The following is a 22,191-nucleotide window of genomic DNA, read 5'->3' as shown; positions in this document are numbered from 1 at the left end:
GTCCTTTTGATTCAGGTCGGTCGGTGGACCGGCCACGCGGGAGCGAGGCAGGGGCGGGCTGAGTGCTCGCGCATTCGGCCCGCCCCTGGTCAGTACTCGCTGCGTGCCGGTGGGTGTGTCACTCGGCGGGCGTGATGGTGAACGGAGCGAGGGTGGTGGTCACTCCGTCCTTCGTCGTCTGGCTGACGGTGAAGGTGTAGGGACCGTGGCCGAGCCACTTCGCCACCGCCCATTCCCCGGTGTTGCTGACCTGCGTCGTGACCTTCGCCAGACCGTGACCGGGGTCGAGCGTGACCGTTGCGCCGGCAGCTCCGGTACCGCGGAACGTCTCCGCGCGATCGGGGGTGAAGGTGTCACCGTCGGCGTGGCTCGTGATCGCGAACGGCTGATCGATCGGCGTGGCTGTCTTGTTCAGGTGCAGTGTCGTGGAGCCGTTGGCTGCACCGTTGGTGGTCTGCGTGACGTCTAGGACGTACGTCCCGCCGCCCAACCACTTCGAGACCGACCAATGTCCGTTACTGGCGACCTGCGCTGTCGCGTCGACGGAGGTGAAGTTGCTGACGTGGACGCGGACCTCGGACCCGGGGGTGCCGGTGCCGGTGAAGGTGACCAGTTCGTTCTTGTGGTCTGAACCTTCTACGGGCGACGTCACGACGAAGGGTCGCGTGACGGACGCCGGCTGGTTGATCTGGATGCTCGTGCGGCCGGTCTCCTCGCCCTCGGGAGTGGTCTGGTAGACGTCGAAGTCGTACGCGCCGGAACCCAGGTACCTGTTCACCGACCACTTCCCGTTCAACGTGACCTGGGTGGTCACCTTCGCCAGACCGTCGACCTTGGGGTCGATGGTGATGGTGCTGCCGGGCGTGCCGGTGCCGGTGAAGGCGACCAACTCTTCCTTGTGCGTGGAACCGGAGGTGGGGGCGCTGACTCCGAACTTCCGGTCGACGGGTGTGCCCTCCTCGACCAGTTCGATGCCGTCGACACGGCTCTCCTGGCCCTTCGCAGTCTGAACGACATCGAACCGGTAGGTACCGATGTTCATCGGTCGGTCGATGTGCCACGAGCCATCCCACGCAACCGTGGTGGTGTAGTCAGCGAGCCCGCCGAAGGCGTCGAGCAGGACTGTGGCACCGGGCGTGCCGGTGCCGGCGAACCGCACGGTGGACTTCGCCGGGTAGGTGTCACCGGACGTGGGCGAGGTCAGCGAAACGGGGACCACGGCGGCGTCGCGGTCGAGCGTCACCTCCGCGGTGGTGACCGTGTTGCCCCGGGCAGTCTGGGTGACGGTGTAGGTGTGCTCGCCGTCCTGGATCCGCTCGACCGGGATCGAGAAGGAGCCGTCCTCGACTGTGCCGGACGCGACCTCCTTGCCGTTCTCGGTGATCGCGATACGGGCTCCGTCGGTGCCGGTACCGGTGACCGTCGCAGTCGAGTCCTCGAACGCATCGTCCGGGCCCGACGCGGTGACCGCCGCGCCGAAGTCCGCCTCGGTGGTGGCGGTCTGCGTGCCGTCGATGCCGGTCTGCTCGATGGTGAGGGTGTGCTTACCCGCCCCCAGCGAGTCGATCTCGAGCGACCAGGCGCCGTTCTGCACCTCAGTGGAGCCGAGTCGCTTGCCGTCCTCGTCCTTCACGGTGATCGTGCCGCCGTCGACGCCAGTGCCCTTGACGATCGCCTTCTTCGTGACGTCGTCCGGGAACTCGACCGACGCCGTCGGCTTCGCGACTGAGTTCTTGCCGGGGTTGATCTTCAGGTCGGAGTGCGTGCGGTTGTTGCCCTTCGTGATGCCCGCGGCGACGAGGGTGTACTCGCGGTCCTCGAGCCCGTCGATCGAGGCGAACCAGGTGTTGTTCTTCGCGGCCCTGGTCGAGGCGAGGACGTCATTCGAGTCCTTGTCGTACACGTTGACCTCGGTGCCTGCCGGCGCGGTGCCCTCGATCTCGAGTGGCTCGCCCGGCTCGAGGACGAAGTCGTCGTCGGGTGAGGTGACCACGACGCCCGCGCCGTAGTCGATGTCGACGCTGACGCGGCCGTTGTCCTGGCCGCGGATCTCCTGCCCCACCGTGAGCTCGTAGTTGCCCGGCATGTTCGGTGCGTTGATCGGCGTGGACCACTTGCCCTCGGCGTCCGCCTTCACGGTGACGACGTCGTCCTCGCCGTGCCGGACCGTGACCTTCGTGTTCGGCTGTGCCGTGCCGGAGACCTGCACGACGGTGTGGACGTCGTCGGCGAACGTCGCCGTCGCGGTGACCGGTGCGACCTCGAGCTTCACTTCGACCGTCGTCGTCGCGACGGGCACACTGCCCTGCAACGCCTCCAACTCAACCGACGTGGTTCCGAGCTTCAAACCCGTGAGGTATGCCGAGAACTTTCCGTCATTGACGGACACGGTTTTCCGCTGTGCCTCACCCGCCTCGTCCGTCCACTTCGCCCGCACACCCGTCGCATCGATCGATGCCAGCCCTGATACCGTCGCTGTTCCGGAATCCAGATTGATGTTCGAGACCCCCGCTACGAATCCCTTGAAGCGGTAGTGTTTCGAACCCTGGCCAAAGTGTGCTTGGTAACCGCTGCCGTAAAAAGAGAATTCATCTATGTACGAGTCCGGCGCTACTTTGAACTGCAGGTCACCACTCGGGAGTAGACGCATCAGCGAATTGTCGGACTCGCAGCTGATGTCGGACCGCATCCGATTGTCCGAGTCCAGACCGAAGCACTGGTTGCCCGCGACTGGGTTGATCATGTGACCGTACTCAGCGAACGGAAAAACGAGGCTCCGGGCAGCTGCTACTGCACTCTCATATGAGTTGTACTTGTTGAAGTGGGTCTGACTCAGAGTTTTCGTCATTCCCCAAACCTCACCATCGGAGCCGACGAGTACGGCGGGGGCCGCGGTCGATTCGGCCGCTTCCGCTGCGGGCCCGAAACTCAACCCGGTGACGATCGTGGCAGCAGCGAGCCCAGCGGCCCCGACTGCTCGAAGTGTCTTCTTCATATAAGGAGATGTCTTTCGATGCGCGCCGTGCTACTACACGGCTCCAACATGGACATGTGAAATGTCGCATGGACTCGCCGAAAACCTTCTGGGTGCAATGCGTACCTCCCGACCTGCGCCCACCCGACGCAACTTCCGCGCTCAGGACTTGACGCGCCTCCCGTCCTGAGTAAACTTGAGTCCGTCGGACGCAAGTCCAACCCCTTACCCCAACACGAGGAGTCAACACATGGGACGTGCAGTAGGCATCGACCTCGGAACCACCAACTCCGTCGTCTCCGTTCTCGAGGGCGGCGAGCCCACCGTCATCGCCAACGCCGAGGGGCTCCGCACGACGCCCTCGATCGTGGCGTTCACGAAGGACGGCGAGGTGCTCGTCGGCGAGACCGCGAAGCGCCAGGCCGTCACCAACGTCGACCGCACCATCGCGAGCGTGAAGCGCCACATCGGTACCGACTGGAAGGTCGACATCGACGGCAAGAGCTACACGCCGCAGGAGATCTCGGCCCGTACCCTCGGCAAGCTCAAGCGCGACGCCGAGCAGTACCTCGGTGAGGACGTCACGGACGCGGTCATCACCGTCCCGGCGTACTTCAACGACGCCGAGCGCCAGGCCACCAAGGACGCCGGTGAGATCGCCGGCCTCAACGTCCTGCGCATCATCAACGAGCCGACCGCTGCGGCGCTCGCGTACGGCCTCGACAAGGGCAAGGAAGACGAGCTCATCCTGGTCTTCGACCTCGGTGGCGGCACGTTCGACGTCTCCCTGCTCGAGGTGGGCAAGGACGAGGACTTCTCCACGATCCAGGTCCGCGCGACCTCCGGCGACAACCGCCTCGGTGGCGACGACTGGGACCAGCGGATCGTCGACCACCTCGTCAAGAAGTTCAAGGACGAGCACGGCGTCGACCTGTCGACCGACAAGATCGCGAAGCAGCGCCTCAAGGAGGCCGCCGAGCAGGCGAAGAAGGAGCTGTCGAGCCAGCTCAGCGCGAGCATCCAGCTCCCGTACCTGACGCTCACCGCCGACGGCCCGCTCAACCTCGACGAGACCATCTCGCGCGCGCAGTTCGAGCAGATGACCTCCGACCTGCTCGACCGCACGAAGAAGCCCTTCAACGACGTCATCAAGGAAGCGGGCGTGTCGGTCAACGACATCGCGCACGTCGTCCTCGTCGGTGGTTCGACCCGCATGCCCGCCGTGGCCGAGGTCGTCAAGTCGCTGACCGGTGGCAAGTCGCCGAACCAGGGCGTCAACCCGGACGAGGTCGTCGCCGTCGGTGCCGCGCTCCAGGCCGGTGTCCTGAAGGGTGAGCGCAAGGACGTCCTGCTCATCGACGTCACCCCGCTCTCGCTCGGCATCGAGACCAAGGGCGGCCTGATGACGAAGCTCATCGACCGCAACACCGCGATCCCGACCAAGCGCAGCGAGACCTTCACGACCGCCGACTCGAACCAGCCGTCGGTCGCGATCCAGGTCTTCCAGGGTGAGCGCGAGTTCACCCGCGACAACAAGCCGCTCGGCACCTTCGAGCTGACCGGCATCGCGCCGGCCCCGGCGGGCATCCCGCAGATCGAGGTCACGTTCGACATCGACGCCAACGGCATCGTGCACGTGTCCGCGAAGGACAAGGGCACCGGCAAGGAGCAGTCGATGGTCATCTCCGGCGGCTCGTCGCTGCCGAAGGAGGACATCGAGCGCATGGTCCGCGAGGCCGAGGAGCACGCGGCCGAGGACAAGGCCCGCCGTGAGGCGAGCGAGCGTCGCAACCAGGCCGAGCAGCTCGTCTACTCGATCGAGAAGCTCATCAAGGAGAACGACGACAAGCTCCCCGCGGACGTCAAGTCCGAGGTCCAGGGCGACGTCGACGGCCTCAAGTCCGCGCTCGCGGGTGACGACGACGAGGCCGTGAAGACCGCGTTCGACAAGCTCAACGAGTCGCAGGGCAAGCTCGGACAGGCGATCTACGCGCAGAGCCAGGCAGCCGACGCCGCCGGTGATGCGGGTGCGGGCGCCGGTGCCGAGGGCCAGACCACCGCTGACGACGAGGACATCGTCGACGCCGAGGTCGTGGACGACGACGACAACGACAAGAAGTAGGACACATGACCACCAGCAACGAGAACCCGCAGGACCCGCAGCACGACGGCGCCGACCTGCCTGGAGGCTCGGCTGACGGTGGGCAGACCGGGTCCGGCCCGGCGGATGGTTCCGCCGGGCCCGCCGGGTCCGCCCCCCAGGGTGGGCAGGCACAGGGCGGCCGGGCACAGGGCGGACGGGCGCAGGGCAACCCGGCCGAGGGCTCCGAGGACGGCGCGACGGCTGACGTCGACGGCACCGAGGACCTCATCGAGGCCGAGGGTCCGGACGTCGAGGTGTCGACGGACGCCCCGCCGGCGAACGACCTGAGCCCCGAGGACGAGGCGCTCCTGGCCGACGCAGCGACCGGCATCGCCGAGGACCGGCTCTCGCCGTCCGACCGCGACCTCGTCGGCGAGATGCGGACGGACATGCTCCGCGCCCAGGCCGAGCTCGTGAACTTCCGGAAGCGCGTCGAGCGTGACCGGGACGCCAACCGCGAAGCCGTCATCGCCGAGGTCGTTCGTGCACTGCTCCCGGCCCTCGACGACCTGAACCGCGCCGAGTCCCACGGCGACCTCGCCGAGGGACCGATGCAGGTCATCGCCCAGAAGCTCCGCAGCGGGTTCGACAAGTTCAAGCTCGTGCAGATCGGCGAGAAGGGCGAGACCTTCGACCCCAACGTGCACGAGGCGATCGTCCAGCTGCCCACGCCGGGAGCGACCGGCCAGACCGTGGCGGACGTCGTGGAGCCGGGCTACAAGCTCGGTGACCGCGTGCTCCGTGCGGCCAAGGTCGCCGTGGCGGTGCCGGCCTGAGGGTCGGCGACGGTGGAAGGGAGGTGAGCCGTGGCCAGTCAGGACTGGTTCGACAAGGACTTCTACGCAGTGCTCGGGGTGTCGAAGGACGCCTCCGAGGCTGACCTGAAGAAGACGTACCGGAAGCTCGCGCGGCAGTACCACCCGGACTCCAACCCGGGTGACGCTGCTGCCGAGTCGAAGTTCAAGGAGATCAGCGAGGCGTACTCGGTGCTCTCCGACAAGGAGCAGCGCAAGGAGTACGACCAGGTCCGCGCGATGGGCTCCGGCGCTCGCTTCACCTCGGGTGGTGCGGGCGGCCAGGGCGGCTTCGAGGACGTGTTCGGCGGCATGTTCGGCGGAGGCGGCGGCGGACAGCGCGTCCGGTTCGGCCAGGGCGGTGCCGGCGGTGCGGGCGGGTTCGAAGACATCCTCGGCGGCATGTTCGGCGGGGGCGGTTTCGGCCAGAACTCCGGCGGCTTCCGCGGCTTCGGCGGACCGACGAAGGGGCGTGACGTCACCGCGACGACCACGCTCGACTTCGCCACCGCGATCGCCGGCGACACCGTCAAGCTCGCGCAGGGCAACGGCCGACCGGTCAACGTCCGCATCCCCGCGGGCGTCGCCGACGGCCAGAAGATCCGGCTGCGTGGTCGAGGCGAACAGAGCCCCGACGGCGGCGAGGCCGGCGACCTGGTGGTCACCGTCTCCGTCCGCAAGCACCCGGTGTTCGAGCGCGACGGGCAGAACCTCCGCGTGGACGTCCCCGTGACGTTCGTCGAGGCGGCGCTCGGCGCCACGATCCAGGTGCCCACACTCGGCGGCGAACCTGTCAAGCTGCGGGTCGCCCCGGGGACGCCCTCGGGCCGGGTCCTCCGGGTCAAGGGCCGGGGCGTCCCGGGCAAGAACGGCACCGGTGACCTGCTCGCCACCGTCCAGGTCGCCGTCCCGTCCCACCTCTCCGACAAGGCCCGCGCAGCGCTCGACGCCCTCGCGGACGCCCTGCCGGACGAGGACCCCCGCGAGGACCTCCTCGCGAAGGCGCGCGGCTAGCCGCGCACCGAACCGCACTGCACGACCGGCCAGGAGGCTCGGCGCGGCTCCGTCAGGGACCCGAGCCGAGCCTCCAGGCCGGCAGGGTGGGCGCGCCGCCGGCGCGTCCCGTCACAACCGGTGGTGCGGGCACAGACTGGTCCCGCACCACGCGCACGACGGAAGGAGCGCTCGATGACCGAGATGGACGAGAACTCGCCCGTCTTCGCGATCGCGGTCGCGGCGGAACTCGCCGAGATGCACCCGCAGACCCTGCGGCAGTACGACCGGCTCGGCCTCGTCGTGCCCGGGCGCACCCGTGGCGGGTCGCGGCGGTACTCGATGCGCGACATCACCCAGCTCCGCGAGATCGCGCGGCTCGGGTCCGAGGGTGTGTCCCTCGAGGGCATCCGGCGGGTGCTCGACCTCGAGAACGAGAACGCACAGCTGCGCACCCGTGTCCGGGAGCTCGAACGGGCACTCGCCGACCAGCTCATCAGCCGTCCGGGTGCTCGGGTGTTCGCCGCGACGACGACCGGCGCCGCGGTGCCCCTGCGTGCCGGCATGCGGCCGCAGCGCAACACCGCCGTCGTGCTCTACCGGCCGCAGCGCTGACGAACCGTTCGCCCTGACGGTGCCCGTCAGCAGTCGAGCGGCGGATCGGCGAGCGAGCGGGCCGCACTGCCCGCGGCACTGCACGGCCCGGAGCCGTCGGGCCGCTCGTCCGCCGGGACGCACCGATCGACCATCCGGCGACGTGCTCGGACGGAGCGGATGACCTGGCGGATGCACTCCTGGCACACGGTCAGCGCTCCGCATGTCCTCGGAGCGGGTCGTCGTCCCCGTCACCGGCGTCAGCGCGATCCGGGTCCGGCAGCAGGTGCACCGCCCAGGTCGCTCGCTCCGCCAGCCGTCCGTCACGTCCGTCCACGGCGATCCGCAGCGCGACGACACCGTTGCGGATGTGCTCCCACGGCAGTGCCTCGTGCAGCCGGTCGTTCCGCAACCGGAAGGTCAGGCCGTCGAGTGAACTGAGCAACGCCGCCGACAGCATCGGGTTGTGGCACTCGTTGATGAAGGTCCGGTAGACCGGCGTCGCCGCGTCAGCCGTCGGCATCCATCCCGGCTCCTGCATGCAGTCGAGCAGGACGCCGAGACGACGGAACAGCGAGGACCGTGACCGGTCGCTCAGCGACGCGACGGCGAGCCGCACCACACCGCCGAACAGGAGCCCCAGGGCCTGCAGCGCAGGGAGGACGTCCTCGTCCCGCGGCACCGCCACGCGTGTGTACCGGTTCGCCCGCAGTTCGACCAGACCGAGGCGACCCAGGTCCGCGAGGGCCTCCCGCACCGGCGTCCGTGAACACCCGAGCTGCAGCGCGAGTTCGTCGTCGTCGAGTCGTTGGCCGGGACGGAGCCGTCCGCTGATGATCTCCGCACGCAGACGCTCACGAGCGACGTCACGGAGCAGGGTCTTCGTCCCGGGGGTGGGTCGCGCTACGAACATCGGCCCCTCTCGCGGTGCTGCGGAGCCCGGGCGGTCCGGGCGTGTTCCGACCGTACGACTCCTGCTGCACGATGTCGCGTGTGGTATATCGGTGTTCTCCAGCGCCGGGTTGCAGACCGGGGAACGGGACTGCCAGTGCGCCGCGGCTACTCTCGGTCCGTGCCGTCCTTCGACTTCGCCGACCACTTCCGGCGCCACGCCCGCGAGCAGGGCCCGGACCTCATCGCGATCGACGGGACCGACCGGTTCCTCCTCGACGAGGCTCCGCACGTGCACGGCGACGCCCTGCGGCACCCGGGCGCCGTCACGGTGGTGGACGACCGGTACGGGGTGCTCACCCTCGGAGTGCTCGCCCTGCACGGAGCGTCGGATGTCCGTGTGGTCCAGGACTCGCTCGTCGGTGAGCGAGCACTGGAGGCCAGCGCCGGCACGTTCGGCCGTCGCGGGTTCCACCACCCGGAGGGCTTCGAGGAGGCGTTCCGTGACGCCCGACTCGTCATCCTCCGGCTCAGCAAGTCGCACGACCGCCTGGACGAGGTCGCACGCGCGGTCGCCCGCTTCGCCGCGCCGGACGTCGTGCTGCTCTGCGGTGGACGCACGAAGTACATGACCCTGACCCAGAACGACGTGCTCCGGCGGTCGTTCGGCGAGGTCGTCGCGAGCCGTGGGCGCGGCAAGTCCCGCCTGCTCATCGCGTCGGACCCGCTCCGCGCCGCCGCCGAACGCGCCGCGGTGACCGATCCGTGGCCGCGTCAGGTACGTCAGGACGAGCTCGACATCACCATCGCCGCCCACGGCGGCGTGTTCGCGGGCACGTCGCTCGACATCGGGACGCGGGTCCTGCTCGAGGCCGCCGAGGCGGCCATGCCGGAGGCCCGGGTCGTCGTCGACCTCGGGTGCGGCAACGGGGTGGTCGCGACCGTCGTCGCGCGCTCCCGCCCACGCGTGCGCGTGGTGGCGACGGACGTCTCCGCGGCGGCGATCGCCTCGACGCGTCTCACCGCCGACGTCAACGGCGTCGGCGACCGCGTCCGTACCGTGCGGAGCGACGCCGGCGACGAACTCGACGAGGACAGCGCCGACCTGGTGCTGTGCAACCCGCCCTTCCACGCGGACACGACCGTCTCGACGGACGCCGCCGAGGCGATGTTCCGCAACGCGGCCTCGGTGTTGCGTCCGGGTGGGGAACTCTGGACGGTGTGGAACTCGCACCTCCGGTACCGCCCGGTGCTCGAGCGCATGGTCGGACCCACGCGGCAGGTGACGCGGACGGCGAAGTTCACCGTCACGGCGTCGGTCGCCCCGCGCTGAGCTCCGGTCAGACGAGCCGCCGACGTCTGCGGGCCCGGGGGAGTGGCCGGCCGCGACGGGGACGACCCCGCACCACGGGCGTGGAGCGGGGCCGTCCGCATCAGACCCTCGTGACGGGCCGTCGTGCCGTGCGGGTCAGATCGTGACCGTGACCTGCGTGGAGCGGTCACCCGAGACGACGGTGATGACGTGCTCGCCCGCCGTCAGCCCGGTCACGGTGAGGTGTCCGGTGCCGTCCTCGTGGATGGCGCTGTAGGCGAGGACCGTGCCGTCCGCGTCCTTCGCCTGCAGGCCGCCGATGCCCGAGGGGAGGCCCCAGACGTCGATCTCGGCGCTGCCGGTGAGTGCCGACGCGTTCACGACCGTGGCCGCGAGCTGGTCGGACGGGTGGTCGCCGTTGCCGACGACCACGTCCTGTTCGGCGGTGCGGTCGCCGTTCGTCGAGGTGACGTGCACCGTCGTCGTCAGCGCTTCCGGTGCAGGCAGGACGACACTCGCGACGCCGCCGTCGCCGATCGTCGCCTGCTTCGTGACGCCGTTCGCGGTGGCCGTCACCTCGGTGCCCTCCGCGCCCGAGAAGTGCGCGACGACCTCGGAGGCGGTGAGGCGGCTGGTGGTCACGGCGACCTCGGCCGGAGCGGGGGTCTCCTCACCGTCACCCTCGCCCGGGTCCGTGGTTCCGCTGCCGTCGCCCTGGCCGGGGTCCGTGGTGCCGCTGCCGTCGCCCTGGCCGGGGTCCGTGGTGCCGCTGCCGTCGCCCTCGCCGGGGTCCGTGGTGCCGCTGCCGTCGCCGTCGCCCTCGCCGGGGTTCGGGGTCCCACCGTCGGCGTCGTAGCGGAGGGAGTACGGCTCCGACTTCCAGCGTCCGTGCTCGTCCTGGTACTGCACGGTGAGCTCGTTCAGGCCCTCCTCGAGGTCCTCCGAGAACGCGATCCGGAAGTCGCCGTCGGCGTCGGTCGTGCCGTGCGCGGCCATGGACCCGGTGTGGTCCGTGACCAGGACCTGTCGGTACGAGCCGACGGTCGACCCCTCGATGGTCGGACGGGCCTCCGTCACGGTGGAGCCGTCGGCGGGCGTCGCGATGGTGAAGCCGGTGGTCTTCGGGGCCCAGGTGACGCTCTGGGAGACCCGCTTCTGCCAGCTGCCGTCCGGCTGCTCGAATGCGACGACGATGCCGTTGTCGCCGAGGTGCAGCGCGCCCTCGATCGTGACCGACCAGTTGCCGTCGGCGTCGGCGGTCGTGCTCCCGAGGGGGTCGACGCCCATCGCGAGGATGCTGACGCGGCCGTTCGGGCGACCGTGCCCGGTGAAGGTCGGCTGTGCGGTGTCGACCGTGGCGCCGTCAGAGGGGCTCGTCACGTCGTAGACCGGTTCGGTCGCCTCGCCGGGGCCCAGGTTCTCGGAGCCGGAGCCGGAGCCTTCGCCGGTGCCGGAGTCCTCCCCACCCGAGCCGGAGCCCGAGCCGTCCCCGGCGTCCGCGCCGACCTCCGCCACCACCCAGCCGCTCGCCGCGAACCGGTCGTGGTCGGGCGTGCTCGCCGGGACGGCGTCGTTCACGGTCCGGACGAAGGCGTGCTCGGCGTCGGCACCGCCCGGGATCCGGACGCTGAAGTCGCCGTTCGACCCGGTCTCGGCGGTGGCCAGGACGGTCTCGCGGTCGGTCGACGTCTGGACCTCGGCGCGGAGGTTCGTGTGACCCGTGACCACGAGGTCGTCACCGTCGCGGGTGACGGAGTCGATCGTCGGGGTCGCCGCGTAGGCGTCGAGCTCGGCCTGACCCGGCATGCTGTACGTGCCGTTCTTCTTGACGACCGACGCCGTGATGGTCTGCGGACCGGACACGAGCGACTCGAGCGTGCAGGAGTACAGGTTCGGACGCGCCTGGGTCGCGGTGCCGGTGCACAGGACGTGCCCGTCCGCGTCGACGATCTTCAGCGTGCCGCCGGTGACGGAGCTCGTGACCTGGGCCTCCGGGGTGGCCTGCCCGGTGACGAACAGGCGGTTGCCGTCCCGCTCGCCCTGGGCGGTGGCGCCCTGCACCGTGTACACGTTCGTGGTGCTGCCGACGATCGGCCGTGAAGCCGTCGCCCCCGGGATCGACGGGGTGTCCGCAGTGCTCGTCGCGGCGGAGGCGGCCGACGGGACGAGGGTTGCGGCGAGGACGAGGCCGAAGGCGGCCCCGGCTGTTGCTCGGTGGATCGTGCGCATGGTTCCCTTCCTGTCCGCGCGGAGCACGCGGACCTGGGAATACTGCATGTGGCATACGGAGAAGATCCCGAGTGTGATGGTGAGGTTCCTCCACCAGAACGAGGAAAGCCCCGACCAGATGGCCGGGGCTTTCCTCGTGGGAGCGTTGACTACGCGGGGACGTAGTCGAACGTGTCCGGGTCGGGGCCGGTGCGGTGGCCCTTGTCGAGCGTCGTGATGTCCGTCATGTCCTCGTCCGAGAGCTCGAAGTCGAAGATCTGGAAGTTCTCCTCGACGCGCGAGCGGGTCACCGACTTCGGGAAGACGATGTCGCCGCGCTGGATGTGCCAGCGGAGGACGACCTGGGCCGGGGTCTTGCCCGTGCTGCGGGCGATGCGGGTGATCGTCTCGTCGTCGAGCACGAGACCCTGGGCGATCGGGGACCAGGCCTCGGTCGCGATGCCGTGCTCCGAGCCGTACGCGCGGAGCTCGTCCTGCACGAGGTACGGGTGCACCTCGATCTGGTTCACGGCCGGCGTGATCGTGGTCTCGGCAGCGAGACGGTTCAGGTGGTGCGCCTGGAAGTTGCTGACGCCGATCGAGCGCGCGGTGCCGGCGTGGTAGAGCTCCTCGAGCGCCTTCCAGGTCGGGACGAAGTCGCTCACGGTCGGGAGCGGCCAGTGGATGAGGAAGAGGTCCGTGTAGCCACCGAGCAGGTCGGCCGACTTCTTGCCGTTCTCGGCTGCTGCGTCCGGGGCGTGGAAGCCGTTGTTGAGCTTCGAGGTGACGAAGACCTCCTCGCGGGGGATGCCCGACTCGGCGATCGCCTCACCGACCTCCTTCTCGTTGCCGTACATCTCGGCGGTGTCGATGTGGCGGTAGCCGACCTCGAGCGCAGTGAGGGTTGCGGCCTTCGTCTCGGCGGGGTCGATCTGGAAGACGCCGAAGCCGAGCTGCGGGATCGTGCGTCCGTCGTTGAGCGTGATGTTCGGAACGGTGGTCATGCGTCGATCCAACTCCCGACGTCGCGCACGGCTTCCCGGGGACGGTCAGGCGGGCGTGTCCCCCTCCCGCCGGTCCGGGTGGGTCAGGCGAGTGCGGCCGCGATGTACGCGGCGAGCGCCTCGCCGTAGGCCACCGCCGGGTCGGCCGAGGCGAAGGTCCGGTCGGTGCCGGCGATGCGGGCGGTGACCGTCCACAGCACCTGGTCGTCTTGGCCGACCAGCCGCGTCAGTCCGACGAACGCCGGCCCGAGCAGGTCCCGCAGTTGGTCCTCGCGCGGCAGCCACAGGGAGTCGGCCGCGGCGACCGAGTCGAGCGCCCACTCGGTCGTGCCGTTGAAGCCGAGTTCGACGCCCGTGGGGTGGTCGTGCCGCTCGACCGTCATCTCGGAGACGGTGTACACGTCCTCGTCGACCCCCGGCTTGTCGATGACGAACCGGTCGCCGGTGTCCGGGTGCCAGCGGAGCCCCGCGGTGCGGAGGGCACGGGCGAGTTCCACGGTGATCATGCGCCCACACTGGCACGCACCGGACCGGCCGGCACCGAGCGCACGACCAGGTTGCGGACCGGACCCGCGAGGCCGCGCTCCCGGGACGGCAGGACGGCCCTCCGGAGAACTCGTCGGGCGGTCGTACTACCATCGCGACGCACCCGCGCGTCACGCCCGTCGTGACGCGCGCGCGACGCGACGACGCCCGGCCACCGGTGCCGCGCCTCCCGGTCGGACCACCGACCACGGGGCGGGCCGAGGGCCGGCGTCCCGAACCGCAGGGCCGACCGGCCCGCTCAGCAAAGGACCCGTATGACCCTCGACCGTGAGGAACTCCGCGACGGTTGGACCGTGTCGCTCGTCGAGGACGGCGCCTCCGGCGTCGCTGCCGACCTGCCGACCGGCGTCCGCGGTGTCACGTTGCCGGCGACCGTGCCCGGACAGGTGCACACCGACCTGGAGCGTGCCGGGCTGCTGCCCGATCCCACCTTCGACCGCAACGAGACCCGGACGCAGTGGGTCGGGCAGTCGGACTGGGCGTACCGACGGCAGCTCGACGTCGACCCCCGCGGCCACGAACGGGTCGACCTCGTCTGCGACGGCCTGGACACCGTGGCCGAGCTGTCCCTCGACGGAGTCCCGATCGCGACCACGCGGAACATGCACCGGCGCTACCGGTTCGACCTCCGGCAGGTCGAGACGTCGGGTCCGGTCGACGGCAAGGAACTCGAGATCGCGTTCGAGTCGCCCTACCGCGAGGCCGAGCGCGTCGCCGCGCGCGCGGGCAGCATGCCCGGCCCGTACGACGAGCCGTTCCCGTACGTGCGGAAGATGGCGTCGAACTTCGGGTGGGACTGGGGGCTGACCGCGGTCACGAGCGGACCGTGGCGACCGGTCGCGATCGAGCGGTGGTCGACCGCCCGTCTCGCCGACATCCGGCCCCTCGTCGACGTCGAGGCCGGTGAGGGCGTGCTCGACACCCACATCGCCCTCGAGCGCTCCGGCCCGACGCTCCACGGCACGAGCACCGGCGACCTCGACCTGGACGGCGAGGACGACGACCTCGTGCTCGTCGTGACCGTCTCGGGTCCCACGGTCGACGGGCGGACGACCAAGCAGCGGTCCCGCGCCCAGGTCACCCCGAAGGAGGACGGTGCGGTCGTCACGGTCCGTGTCCCGGACGCGGCGCTGTGGTGGCCGCGCGGGTACGGCGAGCAGGCCCTCCACGACGTGGTCGTGGAGCTGCAGACCGTCGACGGCGCGGTGCTCGACCGGCGATCGTTCCGCACCGGGTTCCGGTCCGCCGGGGTGCGGACGGCGCTCGACTCCGCCGGTCGCCCGTTCGAGGTCGTCGTCAACGGCACCGTCATCGACGTCCGCGGCGTGAACTGGATCCCCGACGACGTCATCGTGTCGCGGGTCGACCGTGCGCGGTACGCCGCCCGGCTCGACGCGGCGGTCGACCTGCGCGCGAACCTCGTCCGCGTCTGGGGTGGCGGGGTCTACGAGTCGCACGACTTCTACGAGCTGTGCGACGAGCGCGGTCTGCTCGTCTGGCAGGACTTCCCCTTCGCGTGCGCCGCGTACCCGGAGGACGAACCGCTCCGCGGCGAGGTCATCGCCGAGGCGCAGGACAACGTCGCCCGGCTGTCGCGGCACCCGTCCCTCGTGGTGTGGAACGGCAACAACGAGAACATCTGGCTGCACGACGTCGACGGCTGGGGGGACGAGCTCGGCGACCGCCCGTGGGGCCTCGGTTACTACCTCGACCTGCTGCCGACGATCGTCGACGCGGTCGACCCGTCCCGCTTCTACACGGTGGCGTCGCCGTGGTCGGGGTCCGAGTCGATCGAGCCGAACCACGTCGACCACGAGACGCACCACTCGTGGGACGTCTGGAACCGGGTGTCCGACGACCACTACCGCGACTCGGTGCCCCGGTTCGTCTCCGAGTTCGGGTGGCAGGCGCCGCCGGCCTGGCGCACGCTCCGCGACGCGGTGACCGACGAGCCGATGACGCCGACGTCCCCCGGGGTGGTGCACCACCAGAAGGCCGCCGACGGGATGGCGAAGCTCGCGCGGGGGATCGAACCGCGGTTCGGCAGCGCCGGGGACGACCTCGACCGCTGGCACTACCTGACCCAGCTCCAGCAGGCCCGCGCGATCGCGACCGGCGTCGAGCACTGGCGGACGCACTGGCCCCGCAACACGGGCGTCGTGGTCTGGCAGCTCAACGACCTGTGGCCGGTCTCGTCGTGGTCCGCGATCGACTCAGCCGGTCGCCGCAAACCGCTCGCGCACGAGCTCCGCCGGCTCTACGACGACGTCCTCGTCGCGATCCGCCCGGTGTCGACCGTCGACACCGCCGTCCGCGCGGTGCCCACCGAGGTCGACGACCGGACGGGAGGCCCGGCTCCGCGCACCGCGTCCCTGCCGGTCACCGACGTGGCCGGGTCCGGCACCGTCCCCGGCGACGACGGGCGTGACGACCCGTCGCGGGCCTCCGACGCCTCGCCGGTCGAGGTCGCGGTCCGCTCCGCCCGCACCGGGCTCGACACCGTCGTCCGGGTGCGCCGGATCGACCTGTCCGGGCGGATCCTGGCGGAGGAGACCCTGCCCGTCGTGCTCGACCGTCCGGGGGTCGCCGTCGTTCGGCTGCCCGCGAGCGTCGGTGTCGTGGACGACGCCCGGGGCGAGGTCGTCGTCGCGGACATGGACTGGCGCCGGGCCGTGTGGACGCCGGCGCCGGACCGGGAGATGCGCTGGCAGCCCGCGCGGTACCGGGCGACGTTCTCGGCGACGCCGGAGGGCGACGGGCTCGACCTCGTCGTCGAGGCCGACTCCCTCGTCCGCGACCTGCTCGTGCAGCCGGACCGGGTGGCCGCGACGGGCACGGTCGACCGCGGGTTCATGACGCTGCTGCCGGGGGAGCGCGTGCGGTACCGCCTGACCGGCGTCGGGGAGGCGGACATCGCGGCCCTGACGAGCGAGCCGGCGCTGCTGACGCTCGACCGGGTCCTCGCGGAGCGGAGGAGCGAGGCGGAAGCCTGAGCCCGACCGGCGCCGGGGCACCGCCCGCTCGGCCGTCCCTGGACGAACGGTGACCATCGGGCTCCTCGCCTGGGCTTCTCACGCGGTGCGAGTTACGATGGTGGGACAGCGGGACACCGCCGGACCGGTCGACGGTGACCGGACGGGACGACCAGGGACACTGGTCGGACGGCGGCCAGTTCCAGTACCGAAGGAGTCGACATGTTGCAAGGCCTCACCGGAATCCACCTGGTGATCATCCTCGGCATCGTGCTGCTGTTGTTCGGTGCGACGAAGCTCCCGGCGCTCGCGAAGGGCCTCGGCCAGTCGATCAACGTCTTCAAGAAGGAGATGGGGACCGACGACGGCAAGAAGACCGGCGCCGCCTCGACCGATGCGACCGCGAACGCCGCACCCGTCCAGCAGCCGACGGCGCAGTACCCGAGCAGCAACGGCGTCCAGGAGCCGGTCGTGAACCCCGGCCCGTCCACGCAGCCGAACAGCGACTCCCGCTCCCTCTAGACCGCCGACCCATCGGCATCCCGGCCCCGGGACCGACGACAGCCCTCGTGCACCAGCACGGGGGCTGTCGCCGTTGCACGGCGCGACCGGGCGCATGATGGCCTCATGACGACCAGCGCCCCAGCCGCAGCCGCCGACCGGTCGGGAGGCACGGCCCCCCTCCACGACGACCGACGCCTGGTGCTCGTGGTCGCGGTCCTCGCGTCCTTCGTCGTGGGGCTCGACTCCAGCGTCGTGAACGTCGCACTCCCCGCGATCCGGACCGAGCTCGGCGGTGGCCTCGTCGTCCAGCAGTGGACGGTGGACGCCTACCTGGTCACGCTGGGGTCGCTGGTCCTGGTCGCCGGGTCGCTCTCCGACCTCTTCGGCCGGGTCCGCATCATCACGTGGGGTCTCGTCGTGTTCGGCGTCGCCTCGGTCCTGTGCGCCGCTGCACCGAGCGGCGAGGTGCTCGTCGTCGCGCGCGCGGTGCAGGGGGTCGGTGGAGCGCTGGTCACCCCGAGTGCGCTCGCGCTGATCGTCGCCGCCTACCGCGGGGCAGCCCAGACGAAGGCGATCGGGACGTGGACGGCCTGGTCGAGCGCAGCGATGATCCTCGGCCCCGTCGTCGGCGGGCTCGTCGTGGACGGCATCGGGTGGCGCTGGATCTTCGTGCTGACCGCGGTGCCGATCGTGGTGACGATCCCGCTCGTCCGCCGCATCGGGTCCGAGGTGCGCGGCGGCCCGCACGCGCGGGTGGACGTCGTCGGCGCGGTGCTGGCGGTCGTCGGGGTCGGTGGCGTCGTGCTCGGGCTCATCGAGCAGGAGCGGCTCGGGTGGGGCTCGCCCGTGGTCGTCGGCGCGCTGGTCATCGGCGGGGTCGCGCTCGGGGCGTTCGTGCCGTGGGAGCTCCGGGTGACCCGGACGTCCGGGGCGCCGCTCGTCCCGCTCGGGCTCTTCCGGGCGCGGAACTTCACCGTCGGGAACCTCGCGACGCTCTCGATCTACGGCGCACTCGGGATGGTCTTCTTCGTCGTCACGCTGTTCCTCCAGGAGGTCTGGGGTTTCCCGGCATGGGTGGCGGGCCTCGCGACGCTGCCGCCGACGCTGATGCTCCTCGCGCTGTCCACCACGGTCGGTGCGCTGGCCGGTCGGTTCGGACCGCGGTGGTTCATGACGGCCGGGCCGGCGATCGCCGCGGTCGGTGCGCTGCTCATGCTCCTCGCCGGGGACGACCCGGCCGGGTACTGGTGGTCGGTCCTGCCGGGACTGGTCCTCGTCGGTGCCGGCATCGCGACGATGGTGACCCCGCTGACGAGCGCCGTCCTCGGCTCCGTCCCGCAGACCCAGGCAGGTGCGGGGTCGGCGGTGAACAACGCCGTGGCGCGCATCGCGGGCCTCGTGACGGTGGCGCTCGCCGGGGTCGTCCTGGGCGGCGAGATCGGCGTCGCCGGCCTGCACCGGGCGATGGTCGTGATGGCGGTGCTGCTGCTGGCCGGAGCCGTCGTCAGTGCGGTCGGGATCGTGGACCCGGACCGTCGAGACTCCGACTCGTCCGCCTGACCAGCCGTTCGAGCGGCCCGGTGCCGATCCACCGCCGCCACGGGGTCGCCACCAGACCGGCGCCGACGACCACCAGGAGGGTCGCCGTCCACCCGGAGTGCCAGCGTCCGTCACCGGTTGCGTCGAGTGCGGCGTACACGACGATGTGGGCGGCGTAGACGCTCAGGGCGAGTGCCCCGACGGCACGCACCGGGGCGAGGAGGACGCCGGCGCGACGTGCGGTGAGGAGGCCGAGCGCGAGGACCGCGAGCGCGACGCCGAGTGCGCCGACCACCTCCGGCGTCGACCCGGCGTGCGGCTGCACCGAGGTCAACCCTGCCCAGTCGACACCGGGGTGCGCGACCGTGCCGCCACCCTGTGGGACGAGGTGTGGTCCGGCGCCGGCCGGGCTGGTCCCCGCCGACCCGGCCCCGGCGGAACCCGCGCCGGCCGTACCGGAGCCGGTGGACGCCGACCCGCTCACGCTCGTGTCGCCGGGTGGGAGTCCCAGGGCCGCCCGGACGAGGACACCGCCGCCGTAGCCGACCACCCCGGCGGCGATGCCGGTGGCGAGCAGGAGCAGGTGCACCCGGGTCCGCCGGAGCGGGAGCCGTCCGACCACGAGCCCGACGAGGACGACGCCCCACCAGGTGATGCCCGGGTAGGCACCGAGCAGGACGCCGTGCACGAGTGGGTCGCTGGCGTCGTGCAGCACCGACCGGCCGACCGCGGTGCAGACCGGTCCCGTCACGAGCGCTGCGGCCGCGACCCCCGCGACCGTGCGGGTGCGGGCACCCAGGAGCGGGATCGTCGCCACGAAGCACACCGCGTACGTGGGCAGGATGACCTGGACCGGGGTGTCGAGGACGGTCAGGAGGGAGCCGAGGACGAACAGGGCGACCGCGCGGACGAGCACCCACCGTCGGTGCGCCACGAGGTCCTCCGGTGCCGACGGGTCCGACGGGTCCGACGCCGGCCGAGGTCGGGTCATCAGCGTGAGCGAGACGCCGGCGCAGAGGGCGAAGAGGACCGCCGAGCGCCCGTCGACCACCGCCGCCCAGGTGTCCGGCCGCGCCCAGTCGAAGTCGGGGTGCGGTGGACCGAGGTGCGCCACGACCATGCCGAGCACGGCCAGACCGCGGGCGAGGTCGAGGCCGTCCAGCCGGGACGGTCGCACAATCGACGCCGGGGCTGGCCCGGCGGACAGCCCGTCGGCGGACGGCCCGTCGGCGGATCGACCTGCGGCCGGGCCCGGGGACCGGCCGGGGGATCGGCGGGTGGAGCGGCGGAGGGACGGGAGCGGACCCGGGGTCCGGCGAGCTGTCGAGGCGGTCATGTCCCCAGCACAGCGCGCGGGGTGTTTCGTCGGAGTTGCCCGCAGGTGGCGGGAATGCCGTCACCCGCCGTAAACTTGAGTCAAGTGGACTCAGGAAGGCGCTGACGGGATGGGCCCCGCGCCGGACGGTCCGAGGACTCCGGTCCGGCTGGCGGTCGCCGGCCGACCACACGGCAACGCAACGGAAGGACGGAACGCATGGCGAACCTCCAGGGCGCTCCTGACTCGCAGGAGAAGCAGAAGACCGCCCTCCAGCAGTACGGCGTCGACCTCACGGCGATCGCGCGGAGCGGCAAGCTCGACCCGGTGATCGGGCGGGACGCCGAGATCCGGCGGGTGTCGCAGGTGCTCACCCGCCGCACGAAGAACAACCCGGTGCTCATCGGCGAGCCCGGCGTCGGCAAGACCGCCGTCGTCGAGGGGCTCGCGCAGCGCATCGTCGCCGGTGACGTCGCCGACTCGCTCAAGGACAAGCGGCTCGTCTCGCTCGACATGTCCGCCCTCATCGCCGGTGCGAAGTACCGCGGCGAGTTCGAGGAGCGACTCAAGGCCGTGCTCAAGGAGATCGACGACTCCGACGGGCAGGTCATCACGTTCATCGACGAGCTGCACACGCTCATGGGCGCAGGCGGCGGCGAGGGGTCCGTCGCCGCGTCGAACATGCTCAAGCCGATGCTGGCGCGCGGCGAGCTCCGGCTCATCGGGGCGACGACGCTCGACGAGTACCGCGAGTACATCGAGAAGGACGCCGCCCTCGAGCGACGCTTCCAGCAGGTGTACGTCGGGGAGCCGAGCGTCGAGGACACCGTCGCGATCCTCCGCGGCCTCAAGGAACGCTACGAGGCGCACCACAAGGTGACGATCAACGACTCCGCCCTCGTGGCCGCGTCGGCGCTGTCCGACCGGTACATCTCCGGCCGTCAGCTGCCGGACAAGGCGATCGACCTCATCGACGAGGCGGCGAGCCGACTGCGGATGGAGATCGACTCCAGCCCCGTCGAGATCGACGAGCTCAAGCGCACCGTCGACCGGCTGCGCGTCGAGGAGTTCGCGCTCAAGCAGGAGAAGGACGACGCCTCGAAGGCCCGGCTCGAGACCCTGCGGGACGAACTCCGCACCCGCGGCGAGCTGCTCGCCGGACTGGAGGCGCGGTGGCAGGCCGAGCGCGCCACCCTGAACCGGATCGGTGAGCTGAAGCAGCAGCTCGACGACCTCAACATGCGGTCGCAGCGTGCCCAGCGGGAAGCCGACTACGAGACCGTGTCCCGCCTGGAGTACGGCGAGAAGCCCCGCATCGAGGCCGAACTCGCCGCAGCCGAGCAGGCCGGGTCCACCGACCGCATGGTGAACGACAGCGTCACCGACGAGGACATCGCCGCCGTCATCGCGCAGTGGACCGGCATCCCCGTCGGGCGCCTGCTGCAGGGCGAGACCGAGAAGCTCCTGCACCTGGAGAGCGAACTCGGCCGTCGGATCATCGGGCAGCGGACCGCCGTGTCGGCCGTGTCGGAAGCGGTCCGTCGGACCCGCGCCGGCATCTCCGACCCGGACCGTCCGACCGGCTCGTTCCTGTTCCTCGGCCCCACCGGCGTCGGCAAGACCGAGCTCGCGAAGGCGCTCGCCGAGTTCCTGTTCGACGACGAGAAGGCCCTCGTCCGCATCGACATGAGCGAGTACGGCGAGAAGCACTCGGTCGCGCGGCTCATCGGCGCCCCGCCCGGGTACGTCGGCTACGAGGCCGGCGGGCAGCTCACCGAGGCCGTCCGCCGTCGGCCATACTCGGTGATCCTGCTCGACGAGATCGAGAAGGCGCACCCCGAGGTGTTCGACGTCCTGCTCCAGGTCCTCGACGACGGCCGGCTCACCGACGGGCAGGGCCGCACGGTCGACTTCCGGAACACGATCCTCGTGCTGACGTCGAACCTCGGGTCGCAGTTCCTCACCGACCCGGCGCTCTCCGCCGAGCAGCGTGAGGCGGCGGTCCGCGAACTGGTGCAGCAGGCGTTCCGTCCGGAGTTCCTCAACCGGCTCGACGACATGGTCGTCTTCCAGGCGCTCACCCCGGACGACCTCAGCCAGATCGTCTCGCTCTACGTCGACCGACTCGCGCGTCGACTGTCCGGTCGCCGCCTCGAGCTCGCCGTGACGCCGGACGCCCGCACCTGGCTCGCCGAGGGCGGGTACGACCCGGCCTACGGCGCTCGGCCCCTCCGCCGGCTCATGCAGCGGCAGATCGACGACCAGCTCGCTCGCGCCATCCTCGCCGGCGACGTCCGGGACGGCGACACCGTCCGCGTCGACGTCGCGCCGGGTGGGGAGCAGCTCACCGTCGAACCGTTCGAGGTCGGCGAGCTGGTCGAGGAGTGACCGGCCCGGCCCGC

15 protein-coding genes are annotated in these 22,191 nt (G+C 71.0%); 9 read left to right on the top strand and 6 right to left on the bottom strand.

Going from position 1 to position 22,191, the window contains the following annotated elements; all coding sequences use genetic code 11:
* Nucleotides 1–118: 118 nt before the first annotated feature.
* A complete protein-coding gene (locus DEJ16_RS03285; RefSeq protein ID WP_146236251.1) occupies nucleotides 119–2,347 on the bottom strand; it encodes an Ig-like domain-containing protein in 2,229 nt (742 codons plus the stop codon).
* Between the two features lie 877 nt (nucleotides 2,348–3,224).
* Between DEJ16_RS03285 and dnaK the strand changes: the two genes are divergently transcribed.
* The 4 genes from dnaK (at nucleotide 3,225) to DEJ16_RS03265 (ending at nucleotide 7,519) form a co-directional block, all read left to right on the top strand.
* Nucleotides 3,225–5,096, top strand: a complete 1,872-nt coding sequence (dnaK, locus tag DEJ16_RS03280) for a molecular chaperone DnaK (RefSeq protein ID WP_110823339.1) — start codon at nucleotides 3,225–3,227, stop codon at nucleotides 5,094–5,096.
* Between the two features lie 5 nt (nucleotides 5,097–5,101).
* Nucleotides 5,102–5,893, top strand: coding sequence for a nucleotide exchange factor GrpE (locus DEJ16_RS03275; protein ID WP_110823341.1), 792 nt, complete (start codon nucleotides 5,102–5,104; stop codon nucleotides 5,891–5,893).
* A gap of 30 nt (nucleotides 5,894–5,923) precedes the next feature.
* Nucleotides 5,924–6,925, top strand: a complete 1,002-nt coding sequence (locus DEJ16_RS03270) for a DnaJ C-terminal domain-containing protein (protein WP_110823343.1) — start codon at nucleotides 5,924–5,926, stop codon at nucleotides 6,923–6,925.
* Nucleotides 6,926–7,108: 183 nt separating this feature from the next.
* Complete coding sequence (locus DEJ16_RS03265) at nucleotides 7,109–7,519, top strand: heat shock protein transcriptional repressor HspR (protein ID WP_110823945.1); 411 nt, start codon at nucleotides 7,109–7,111, stop codon at nucleotides 7,517–7,519.
* A 190-nt stretch (nucleotides 7,520–7,709) separates the two neighbouring features.
* Here DEJ16_RS03265 and DEJ16_RS03260 read toward each other — a convergent pair whose 3' ends face one another.
* On the bottom strand, nucleotides 7,710–8,411 hold the full coding sequence (locus DEJ16_RS03260) for a GntR family transcriptional regulator (protein ID WP_110823345.1): 702 nt from the start codon (nucleotides 8,409–8,411) through the stop codon (nucleotides 7,710–7,712).
* Between the two features lie 159 nt (nucleotides 8,412–8,570).
* Here DEJ16_RS03260 and DEJ16_RS03255 point away from each other — a divergent pair, with 159 nt between their 5' ends.
* On the top strand, nucleotides 8,571–9,722 hold the full coding sequence (locus DEJ16_RS03255) for a class I SAM-dependent methyltransferase (protein ID WP_110823946.1): 1,152 nt from the start codon (nucleotides 8,571–8,573) through the stop codon (nucleotides 9,720–9,722).
* Nucleotides 9,723–9,857: 135 nt separating this feature from the next.
* Here DEJ16_RS03255 and DEJ16_RS03250 read toward each other — a convergent pair whose 3' ends face one another.
* From DEJ16_RS03250 to DEJ16_RS03240, 3 genes are all read right to left on the bottom strand, one after another.
* Nucleotides 9,858–11,930, bottom strand: coding sequence for a hypothetical protein (locus DEJ16_RS03250; RefSeq protein WP_110823347.1), 2,073 nt, complete (start codon nucleotides 11,928–11,930; stop codon nucleotides 9,858–9,860).
* A 149-nt stretch (nucleotides 11,931–12,079) separates the two neighbouring features.
* Nucleotides 12,080–12,913 (bottom strand): aldo/keto reductase, encoded by an 834-nt coding sequence (locus tag DEJ16_RS03245; protein ID WP_110823349.1) that lies wholly within the window; start codon nucleotides 12,911–12,913, stop codon nucleotides 12,080–12,082.
* Between the two features lie 83 nt (nucleotides 12,914–12,996).
* A complete protein-coding gene (locus tag DEJ16_RS03240; protein ID WP_110823351.1) occupies nucleotides 12,997–13,419 on the bottom strand; it encodes a pilus assembly protein CpaE in 423 nt (140 codons plus the stop codon).
* A 294-nt stretch (nucleotides 13,420–13,713) separates the two neighbouring features.
* Here DEJ16_RS03240 and DEJ16_RS03235 point away from each other — a divergent pair, with 294 nt between their 5' ends.
* From DEJ16_RS03235 to DEJ16_RS03225, 3 genes are all read left to right on the top strand, one after another.
* Nucleotides 13,714–16,452 carry a glycoside hydrolase family 2 protein gene (locus DEJ16_RS03235; protein WP_110823353.1) on the top strand — a complete coding sequence of 913 codons (2,739 nt, stop codon included), beginning with the start codon at nucleotides 13,714–13,716 and terminating at the stop codon, nucleotides 16,450–16,452.
* Nucleotides 16,453–16,653: 201 nt separating this feature from the next.
* Nucleotides 16,654–16,953: a twin-arginine translocase TatA/TatE family subunit gene (gene tatA / locus DEJ16_RS03230; protein ID WP_110823355.1), complete on the top strand. Its 300-nt coding sequence runs from the start codon at nucleotides 16,654–16,656 to the stop codon at nucleotides 16,951–16,953.
* Nucleotides 16,954–17,058: 105 nt separating this feature from the next.
* Nucleotides 17,059–18,495: an MFS transporter gene (locus DEJ16_RS03225; protein ID WP_110823357.1), complete on the top strand. Its 1,437-nt coding sequence runs from the start codon at nucleotides 17,059–17,061 to the stop codon at nucleotides 18,493–18,495.
* Here the strand turns inward: DEJ16_RS03225 and DEJ16_RS03220 are convergent.
* Nucleotides 18,440–19,651: a heparan-alpha-glucosaminide N-acetyltransferase domain-containing protein gene (locus DEJ16_RS03220; protein WP_181419431.1), complete on the bottom strand. Its 1,212-nt coding sequence runs from the start codon at nucleotides 19,649–19,651 to the stop codon at nucleotides 18,440–18,442. The genes DEJ16_RS03225 and DEJ16_RS03220 overlap by 56 nt on opposite strands.
* 357 nt (nucleotides 19,652–20,008) lie before the next feature.
* Here DEJ16_RS03220 and DEJ16_RS03215 point away from each other — a divergent pair, with 357 nt between their 5' ends.
* Nucleotides 20,009–22,177, top strand: a complete 2,169-nt coding sequence (locus tag DEJ16_RS03215) for an ATP-dependent Clp protease ATP-binding subunit (RefSeq protein WP_110823361.1) — start codon at nucleotides 20,009–20,011, stop codon at nucleotides 22,175–22,177.
* The last annotated feature ends 14 nt before the right edge of the window (nucleotides 22,178–22,191 follow it).

The organism is Curtobacterium sp. MCJR17_055 (assembly GCF_003224335.1).
GTDB lineage: Bacteria > Actinomycetota > Actinomycetes > Actinomycetales > Microbacteriaceae > Curtobacterium.
The sequence above is the reverse complement of the archived record's forward strand: the minus strand, read 5'-3'. Positions and strand labels throughout refer to the sequence as shown.